This window comes from Paenibacillus sp. NRS-1781 (genome assembly GCF_050467745.1).
GTDB lineage: Bacteria > Bacillota > Bacilli > Paenibacillales > Paenibacillaceae > Paenibacillus > Paenibacillus terrae_A.
In genome coordinates this window covers 42,814-51,817 of record NZ_JBITPI010000053.1, presented here as the reverse complement: position 1 = coordinate 51,817, position 9,004 = coordinate 42,814, and the positions used below count along the sequence as shown (strand labels likewise).

Here is a 9,004-nt window from a genome sequence, read left to right as displayed (position 1 = left end):
GGGTAGCCTCCTACTCGATTCGGTTCTATTCAAACCTCACGTATTTGTATGGATAACTTCAATTTCCCTTGCTCACTTTTCTCGCTTAGATCGCCCGTGCAATTTCGTTCGCTTCGGCCACGGCATTCAGCGCTCTGCGAGCTTGAAGCGCATCTCCGATAACATGACATGGAATGTGATGCTCTCTGCAAAACTCATTTATATTCTCAAAATCCCTTGATTTGGCACCGATGGCAACTACAACAGAATCACATGGATATTCTTGAAGCTGTCCCTTGCTTTCAATCACAACTGCGTTGTCCTTAATTTCCACACATTTGGCATCCGTTAAGGTTTTCACTCCAGAAGCATAAAGATTTTCCATGACGCATATCGAACGCAGCTGCCCCAAATCCTTGGCTACTTGATCCATCATTTCTACCACTGTTATTTCGGAAGCCTGATCATGTAAATATTCGGCCACCTCCAGGCCTACCAGACCGCCGCCAACAACCACAACCTTGCCAGAAACCGTCTGCTTGCCAGCAAGAACATCATGAGAGTTTGTTACCAATGGCAAGTGGCTGCCGGGAACTTTCAATTCCATCGGAGTAGAACCAACAGCAATGATCACTTCGTCGGGCTGAAGCTCCGCAATAAGAGAAGCGGTAACAGGTGTTCCAAGCTTCACCTCTACACCTTCTCTGATGGCTTGCTCTCCCATAGACAAAGCAGCTGTCTTCATCTCTTCTTTTCTCGGTGCTTCGCCAGCAAGTGCAAACTGTCCGCCTAACGCGTCGGAAGCTTCGCATACTATCGGATGATGACCTCTGCGCTTCAGAATTATTGCTGCCTCAAGACCTGCTATCCCGCCGCCTGCAACCAAAACTTTTTTGGGGTGCTCGGTAGTGGTTAGCTTGTATTCGATTTCTCTGCCGAGTGCCGGATTTCTCAAGCAAGTGATAAATGGGATTTCCGTTGCAACAAATCCGTCATAGCAACCTTGATTGCATCCGACACACCGGACAATACTCTCTGCTTTTCCCGCTTGTGCCTTATTGCAAAATTCAGAATCAGCAAGCTGAGCACGCCCAATTACAACCATATCTGCCTTATCACTTGAGAGAATCTCATCGGCTTGAGCAGGATCATTAATTCGCCCTACAGCTACAGTAATCATGCCAGTATCCTTCCTGATTCTGGCTGCATTATCGACGTTGAAGCCTCTGGGCAGGTCGATGGGAGGAACTTCGTAAATAATGCCCGAAGAGGAAAAGTTGCCTCTGGATACATCCAATATGTCTACTCCGGCTTGCTTGGCCAGCTTGCAAAATTGGATAACCTCTTTAATGGTCAGGCCATCCTCCAAATAATCGTCATGCGCGTCAACTCGCATGAACAGCGGCATATCAGCAGGTATATTCTGACGAATAGCCTCAATGCATTCAATCAGGAACTTTGCCCGTTGCTCCAAATCCCCACCGTATTCATCCGTTCTCCGATTAAAATGGGAGCTGAGAAAGGAATGAGGGGTGTAATTATGTCCAGCGTGAAATTCGATGGTGTCAAAGCCTGCTTCTACTGCCCTTTTGGAGGCTTCTCCAAATGCTTTGACTACTTCTTGTATAGTCTCCAGGCTTGCTCCGGGGATAGTGTACTCTGTTCCCGGCACAAGTACAGGACTTGGAATAATGATCATCTGCTCAGGATCACTTCCTACAGCTAGACCTCCAAGCCAGAGTTGAATTCCTGCCTTCCCCCCCGCTTCGTGAATTGCATCCGTAAGTTTCTTCAAACCAGGAATGTATTTGTCATCCGAAATCGCAAGAAATTTCTTCGGGGAAGCAAGCTTGTAGACAGAGCATACTTCTGTAATATTTAAACCGCAGCCACCTTCAACCCTTGCTACATGATAATCAATCAACTGCTGCGTTACAAAACGGTCCTCGCTTGCCATCTTTGTTCCCATTGCCGGAAACATAACCCGATTCTTTAGTTCCAATCCTTTAATTTTGATAGGACTAAAAAGAGTGTCATATGCCATATAAATTCTCCTCCTCGATACTACTAATACCTTTTGTTTGTGATAATTTTCACAAATTTGTTTATAAACATATCAACTTGTCATTCACAATTTAAATATAAGCTGAACAGAGTATTAAATCAATATGTTTAGAACATTTTGTTTGAATTTTTTTCGTAAAAAATAGACTATCCCAGCATAGTCTATTGGTCTCACGCTTCCTGCACTCCTTAAGTTGATATCAGCGTCCTGATCAGCAGCTTGAGATATGTCATTCTATCCTTTCTTTCGACTAATAGCGTTCCTCCCAAGTCCTCATTGCCATCATACTCAGTCGGATAATTAATAGAAGAAGTAAACATTAAGTATTTATAATTGAAGCATGTTTCATCACCCGGAATAAGTTGGCGAATTAGCTCTTTCAACCGTTTCTCTATTTCCGCAGATATGTCGATAATTTTTCTTGAGACCTCATCTATGTCGGCACGCTTTTTTGAATCTCTCAAAATTACCATATTTCCTGGGAATCTCAACGAATATTCCATGATTTCATTGGCCGTCAACACCAACATTTCTTCTACCTTATAATTCTTGTTGTTCAATATAGCTAAAACGGTCAAGGTGTTCTCAATGTAAAACTCCTTGACCAACCTCAGCATTTCTTCTTTTGACCGGAAATAATAGTTAATCGCACTGACGTTTACATTGGCTTCCTTGGCTATAGTCCTAATGGGTATATCACAGGTTTTGTTCATTCCCATTAGATATAGAGCCCGATCGAGTATCCGTTCTTCTATGCTTTTAAGCTTTCTCATTTGGCACCTCTGTAAATTGTTAATCTTTAACGTATTATATCAAATCAGCTAATATTAACAATGGAGCAACAAAATTAAAGCGAAATATTAATGTTCTCTATCAAAACACATCCTCTTCGTTCATAAAAAAAACTGCTAATTAATCAGCAGTCTAAGATATTTTTTTGCAGCATCTTTTTCTCTAAATTCATATTTGTAGTCAGATATTCGAATGCTCCATCTTTTAAACCGAGCTCGGTCGCCTTTTCTCCCTCGCGATCTAATAGTTGGGAACAGTTAAACTAATATCGGCCAGTCTCTATGTAATTGTTCGATATTGCGGTGACGGCGATATCGTCATCACCGCACAACTCCACGGCTGATACAGAGAACGCAGTCCGGGAAGTTCGATGATTATTTCGCGGAATAACCTCCGTCAATCGGCAGTTCCACGCCTGTAATGTAGGAAGACTCATCCGACGCCAAGAATAGGACACCGCTGGCAATATCCTCCGGCTTGCCCAAACGTGGAAGCGGCGTCTGTGATAGGAACCATTGATTCATATTTTCGTCCTTTAACAAATCGACCGTCATTGGCGTTTCAATATATCCAGGATGGATGGAGTTCGCACGGATATTGTACTTGGCGAAATCAACCGCCGTTGCTTTGGTCAGCATACGAACGGCGCCTTTACTTGCCGTGTATGGGCCAGCTCCACTTCCGCCAGTTAATCCTGCGATGGAAGAAATATTGATGATTGAGCCGCCACCAGCCTCAATCATATGAGGAATAACATACTTCTGACCGAGGAAAATGCTCGTCACATTAATAGACATTGTCTTTTCCCAGCCTTCGACAGTCATATCCATAAATGCTGTGGCATTGGAAACCCCTGCATTGTTGACTAAAATGTCGATCTTACCGAACTTCGCAACTGTTTCGTCCACAATGCGAACCCAATCTTCTTCTGAAGCTACGTTATGCTTAAAAGCAATTGCTTCGCCCCCGCTCTTGACAATCTCGTAAGCAACCTCTTGGAGCTTGTCCTCCTGCAGGTCTGTAATGGCGACCTTCGCGCCTTCTTTGGCAAACAGCAATGCGTCCGATTTCCCCATGCCGCCAGCCGCGCCCGTAATAATTGCTACTTTGTTAGCTAATCTCATAAGCTCACCTCATTCGTCTATTATTTTAAAAAATGATAGTTTAGCTATCATTTTTCAGTATACTCGACAACATTTTGTATTGCAAATCCGTACAATGGCTACTCTCATTTCCACAATGTGCTTGCGCAAATAATCAATTCTATAGAGGTAGGATATAAATCATTTCAACCGTCATGTCCGTTGTTGCTGCCCACCCTTGGAGCCTACCTTCAATATGTGGACACCCCGAATCTTGCTGCAAAAACACTTTTTATTCATAGAAATACATTGTTCTATCGTATTAACAGAATACGTGAACTTTTCCAAATTGATCTGAGTAACGGTGATATTCGTCTGAAGCTTCAATTGACTCTTCATTTTCTAAAACCGAAAACACAGCGGGGCGAATTTAAAGATGAGAGTATAGAGGGGTAGGCAAATGCAAAAAAATATGCAGACAAAATTTCTTAATGATACTTTGTCTGCACGCTGGTATTTTTTAGCTTTTTTTTAATATACCTTTACCATTTGTCTTGTAGGAACAGATTGTACGCCTCAGCCCCTCTTCAAGGTCAATAGTGGGTTCCCAGCCTAGAATTTTGATTGCTTTATCAATGTTGGGACACCTCATTTTGGGATCGTCCTGGGTTAGCGGTTGAAACGTAATTTTGCTATTGGATTGTGTCAATTTCTTGACGAATTGAGCGATATCAAGAATAGTATGCTCCTCGGGATTACCGATGTTAATAATCTCTCCGGTAGCCTCTTCTTTTTCCATCATCAGTTGAAGCGCATGTATTGTGTCATCTATATAGCAGAAGGAACGGGTCTGGGTACCATCTCCATAAATCGTAATATCATTATCATGTAAAGCCTGATTGACGAAATTAGAGATTGCCCTTCCATCATCATTCCTTAAACCACCTGAATAGGTGTTAAAGATTCGGGCTACTTTAACCTGCACCTTATAGCGGTGAACATACTCATAGCAAATGACCTCACCCAGTCTCTTGGCTTCATCGTAACAGGCTCTGGGTCCCCATGTGTTAACGCTTCCCAGATATTCTTCGGATTGCGGGGTAACCTCAGGATCACCATAAACCTCACTAGTACTGGTAAATAAGAATTTGGATTGGTTGATTCTCGCAATTTCCAGCATATTTCGGGTTCCTACAGTATTCGCAGCTATGGTTTCAAAAGGCATTTTCTTATAAAATGCAGGCGAAGCCAACGAAGCCAAATGATAAAGCTCATCCGCCCCCTTTACCTCCTCCAAACCAAGTACCAGCTCATCCGAAACATCATGCTCGATGAGTGTTAAACGGTCATTTTTGATTACATCTCCCAGGTTACTATAATTCCCGGATAGAAAGTTATCAATGGCTAAGACCTCATGCCCCTTTTGCAGCAATTCTTTGGTTAAATGTGAACCCAGGAAGCCTGCTGCCCCAGTTACAATTATCTTTTTCAATGCACCATCTCCTGTATATTCTGCTGAGATTGCGAAAAGACAACACACAACGTATCACAGTCTCGGACAGTTACGTTTTATGCAAACGATGGTACTACTGCGCTCAAATATGTGATAGTGTAGATGAGCCATGCAAATACAGTACATTGCACTTCGAGCAGGCTGGTGACAATTGCTCTCCAAGTGAGCGCCTGATTCGATCATACGCTTCGGAATTCCACAAATCCGTCAAGGATTGGTCATGTAAATTACCGACCGAAAATTCCGAAAAGAATTTGCATGCGCTTATATTTCCGGTTGGTGTTATATCAGCACGAGTGCTGAGGGCAAGGCACCTGGTGGCACAACGCGACGTCATCGCATTTCCGCGCACAAAATCTTCGATTTCGTCAAAATCCAGTCCAGGCTGGTAGCGGATACGTGTATGCCATGTCCGGGTATTCATGCGTTTCAGGTCTTGCAGCAGTCTGTCTATATTCTCCGGTTTGATGTGATATTTGAATGCATGCCAGCTACTGCGTTCACCATCCTGAATTGGTTTCAGCCAGTTGAAGTTCTCAGTGAAAAATGTATTCATCTCGCTTGTTGTTTGGTCTGAAATATACCATGGAAAGCAAAGCAATACGAGATCAATCCCTTTATGCTCAAAAAATTCCATCAGTTCGTAAAGACGTCCAATCATATTGTCGTTAATGACGCTATGCACCGAAATCTTGCCTTGAAATCGTCCTTCCTGGCGCAGTTTCAGGAGGCGGTCAATTTGCTCCATAACCTTTTGGAACGAGCCCTTGCCCCGGATTAAATCATGCTCCTGCTCAAAGCCTTCAATGGCGATCAGAAGCTCAAGATTGGCAGAAATCCGGCATAATTCCTCCTCATATTTATGAATGAGATAGGCGTTTGTGCAAATGGTCGTTTCACGGGGGTCCTCCTCCATCATCCTCAGAATATCTCCGATATTGCGATGGAATAAAGGTTCACCACCCCACAAATATAGTCTGGAGCCAGTCTCTCTGGTTTCTTCCAGTACGCGACGGAATATATCAGGATCAAGATCCATATTCTGCTCATTTTTGTCCATATCATGATGGTAGCCCGAATCGTTCCACTGGTAGCAATGCTTACAGCGCAGGTTGCAGCGGTTGGTCAGCTTCAACGCAAGCACCTCGGGCATTGGAGTTCTATAGCCGGGATCTGTTTTTCGTTTACGGTGAGGAACAACAACGTTTTTAATCGTTCGTTTCAATACCTCAAACGCTTTGGCATCCAGCGTCACCTTGCTACTCGGTTGCATCCTTATCCCACCTTTCAATGTTCACTGGGGACAACAGGTTGTGATACGGGGCTATGCCCTGTCCGGTTTTTCGTTGTAAAATAGGCAGCAGCTCTGACAAATCGGGAAAAGTTGCTTTCGTAAATAGCGGCGATATTGCTTGTACTTTTCTCCGTTCCAAATTTCGGAGATGCTGGACTCATTCACATTCCCTAACGTCAAATCATAGAAGGCATGGCAGGAGGTTACATCGCCCCTGGCATTAATTTCTGTGCTGACCCAGGGAAACGGACAGCGCTTCTTGATTTTGGACATGGAGAACCAGTCTGCACTGAAATATTTTTGGATGTTATCTTCCGACAGTTCTTTGGGATAAGTATTCAAATACATGCCATGCTCATTGCAATAATCCGCGATTCGTCTTACCTGTTTTGCGATTTTAGCAGCATCAATGTCGGCAAATATTGCAGGATCACAAACAAATCCTTTAGACAGTGGAGCTTCTTGTACACCAAATTCTTTGCGCAGTACACCCGCATAATGATCGTGATTTTGCTGGGTAATATAAGCTTGGAGTTCAAGACTAATACAATCCAGTTTGGATATGTCCAGAGCCTCAAAAAAGAATGTTTCCAAGTGCTTATAATTGGAAGGAGTCACCACCGTACTGATGCCGATTTGCGGATAAGAGGAGCCCGTCTGAGCACGAAGCTTATACAGCTTGTCTATTCCTTTCAGTGCTTTGGAAAATACACCTTTCCCCCGCTGAGCATCATTTACCTCGCGAGGCCCGTCCAGCGAAATCCATATTCGCTCGGGCGGATACGCGACCAGCAGCTCGGCGTATTTTTCCAGCAGTGTACCGTTCGTGGGCATATGAACCTTGCTGCCTGCTTCCGTGATGGCTTTCAACACTTCCTCAATATGCGGATACAGGAGCGGCTCCCCACCGTAAAGCTCATAATAAGGCTGGGCAGGCTGGCATGTCTGAATAATATCCTTAACGACCTCAATGTCCAGCTCCTTTAGTATTTTTTTCTCGCGGTAGGGACCATTTTCGCCCCATTCATAACACATTCTGCATCGCAAATTACAGCTTTCGAGCAATTGCAGAAAAACCCATTTGGGCAATGAGGTATTCATTTTTAACGGCTCTTGAATGGCAGAGCTGGATATGCTCATGTCTGCCCCCTCCCATCCGCCACAGCCAGTTCGGCAGCATAATGGGCAGCATAGTCGGGGCTCTTGGATCTCTCGTTCAACAAATTGAAGTGCAGACGCTCCAGCACCCCGCGGTCAAATCTGAGGCTGCGCCACTCTTCAAAATCAATGCCGAAACCTTGTGCCTTCCAGATCTCTGCATTTTTTCTTTCGTGTGTACCAAAGGGCTCTAACAGCACCAATGGTGTAGTAGCCGCCAGCGAATCAATTAAGGCACCCGCACCCGGTTTACTGATAACCGCAGCGGCCGTGCGAATGATATCGTATACGCCGTGATAAGCGCCGTGTAACCGGAAATCAGGTCTCCCTTCCACCGGAACACGTGCAAAAGGCGGGAATGTCAGCTTGTCCCAAGCATCCCGCATCCATGTGCGCCACTGTGGGTCATTCATAAAATAATCTCGGTCCGAAGAAGCATGTCTAACGATATCCTCTGTCCGGTATGCGGCTATATCCAATCCATAGCCGCTCTGCTCCAGCTCTTCTGCCTTCTGTTGGTAAGTACCAATACCCCAGCCCCCTCCGTGCAGAACCAGTCTTCCGTTTCTTTCTGCATAGGCTAGCGGTTGGTGTCCAGTCACATCAATTTTAAATTTAACTGCCATACATTCTTTGTCGTACAATTCAATTTCACGGTATGGAGCAGCATAGTAGGGATTCAGCTTCTGAAGCTGCTTCCAGGAGGGTGACAAGTCCGAATCCACATGGAGCAAATCCGCCTGGATCCCGGTAACGCCGCGCTCACGCAACATATCTAGGATATGCACCCAATGTCCTGAAAGACTGATAAAATGACGACGTCCTTGCCGAATCCAGCGATCCAGCAAAGCAGCGGTGGCGTTAGGGTCGAGACTGCGCCTGATATCCGCTGGAATTCGCTGTGATCCCAGGGCTATTGCAAAGCTGGCGTGATAGGCATTTCGGCTCTCGTCGGTTTTGCTTTTCTTTTCATCAGTCATCAGACTTTCAAAAACCTCTGTCTCAACCTCGATACCAAGCGCTTTTAATTGTTGCTCAAGCAGCAAGCCGGGGATGTAAAAGCCGAGCCCGAAGCCGGAGCATAGAATGGTCACAACATCCTTCACTTGCAAGCACCTCTT

The 9,004-nt window shown here is 44.7% G+C and carries 8 protein-coding genes; 1 reads left to right on the top strand and 7 read right to left on the bottom strand.

Going from position 1 to position 9,004, the window contains the following annotated elements; all coding sequences use genetic code 11:
* Nucleotides 1-85: 85 nt before the first annotated feature.
* The 3 genes from baiCD to ACIFO6_RS19835 form a co-directional block, all read right to left on the bottom strand.
* On the bottom strand, nt 86-2,023 hold the full coding sequence (gene baiCD / locus ACIFO6_RS19845; RefSeq protein ID WP_430043155.1) for a bile acid Fe-S flavoenzyme BaiCD: 1,938 nt from the start codon (nt 2,021-2,023) through the stop codon (nt 86-88).
* 209 nt (nt 2,024-2,232) lie between these two features.
* A complete protein-coding gene (locus ACIFO6_RS19840; protein ID WP_430043154.1) occupies nt 2,233-2,817 on the bottom strand; it encodes a TetR/AcrR family transcriptional regulator in 585 nt (194 codons plus the stop codon).
* A gap of 393 nt (nt 2,818-3,210) precedes the next feature.
* The gene (locus ACIFO6_RS19835; protein ID WP_430043152.1) at nt 3,211-3,960 is read right to left on the bottom strand and encodes an SDR family NAD(P)-dependent oxidoreductase; all 750 of its coding nucleotides are present in this window, start codon (nt 3,958-3,960) and stop codon (nt 3,211-3,213) included.
* Nucleotides 3,961-4,077: 117 nt separating this feature from the next.
* On the opposite strand from ACIFO6_RS19835, the gene ACIFO6_RS19830 reads away from it, so the two are divergent.
* Nucleotides 4,078-4,374, top strand: a complete 297-nt coding sequence (locus tag ACIFO6_RS19830; protein WP_430043149.1) for a helix-turn-helix domain-containing protein — start codon at nt 4,078-4,080, stop codon at nt 4,372-4,374.
* A 64-nt stretch (nt 4,375-4,438) separates the two neighbouring features.
* On the opposite strand, the gene ACIFO6_RS19825 is transcribed toward ACIFO6_RS19830, so the two are convergent.
* The 4 genes from ACIFO6_RS19825 to ACIFO6_RS19810 form a co-directional block, all read right to left on the bottom strand.
* Complete coding sequence (locus ACIFO6_RS19825) at nt 4,439-5,410, bottom strand: GDP-mannose 4,6-dehydratase (RefSeq protein WP_430043148.1); 972 nt, start codon at nt 5,408-5,410, stop codon at nt 4,439-4,441.
* A gap of 103 nt (nt 5,411-5,513) precedes the next feature.
* Nucleotides 5,514-6,704 carry a radical SAM protein gene (locus tag ACIFO6_RS19820; RefSeq protein WP_430043146.1) on the bottom strand — a complete coding sequence of 397 codons (1,191 nt, stop codon included), beginning with the start codon at nt 6,702-6,704 and terminating at the stop codon, nt 5,514-5,516.
* Nucleotides 6,705-6,755: 51 nt separating this feature from the next.
* Nucleotides 6,756-7,865, bottom strand: a complete 1,110-nt coding sequence (locus ACIFO6_RS19815) for a radical SAM/SPASM domain-containing protein (RefSeq protein WP_430043143.1) — start codon at nt 7,863-7,865, stop codon at nt 6,756-6,758.
* A complete protein-coding gene (locus ACIFO6_RS19810; RefSeq protein ID WP_430043141.1) occupies nt 7,862-8,989 on the bottom strand; it encodes a UDP-glucuronosyltransferase in 1,128 nt (375 codons plus the stop codon). The genes ACIFO6_RS19815 and ACIFO6_RS19810 overlap by 4 nt, the downstream gene beginning before the upstream one ends.
* Nucleotides 8,990-9,004: the final 15 nt, after the last annotated feature.

Excerpts from the sequence above, each read along its gene's own strand:
- baiCD (WP_430043155.1), bottom strand. The coding sequence starts at position 2,023 with ATGGCATATGACACTCTTTTTAGTCCTATCAAAATTAAAGGATTGGAA.
- ACIFO6_RS19840 (WP_430043154.1), bottom strand. The coding sequence starts at position 2,817 with ATGAGAAAGCTTAAAAGCATAGAAGAACGGATACTCGATCGGGCTCTA.
- ACIFO6_RS19835 (WP_430043152.1), bottom strand. The coding sequence starts at position 3,960 with ATGAGATTAGCTAACAAAGTAGCAATTATTACGGGCGCGGCTGGCGGC.
- ACIFO6_RS19820 (WP_430043146.1), bottom strand. The coding sequence starts at position 6,704 with ATGCAACCGAGTAGCAAGGTGACGCTGGATGCCAAAGCGTTTGAGGTA.
- ACIFO6_RS19815 (WP_430043143.1), bottom strand. The coding sequence starts at position 7,865 with ATGAGCATATCCAGCTCTGCCATTCAAGAGCCGTTAAAAATGAATACC.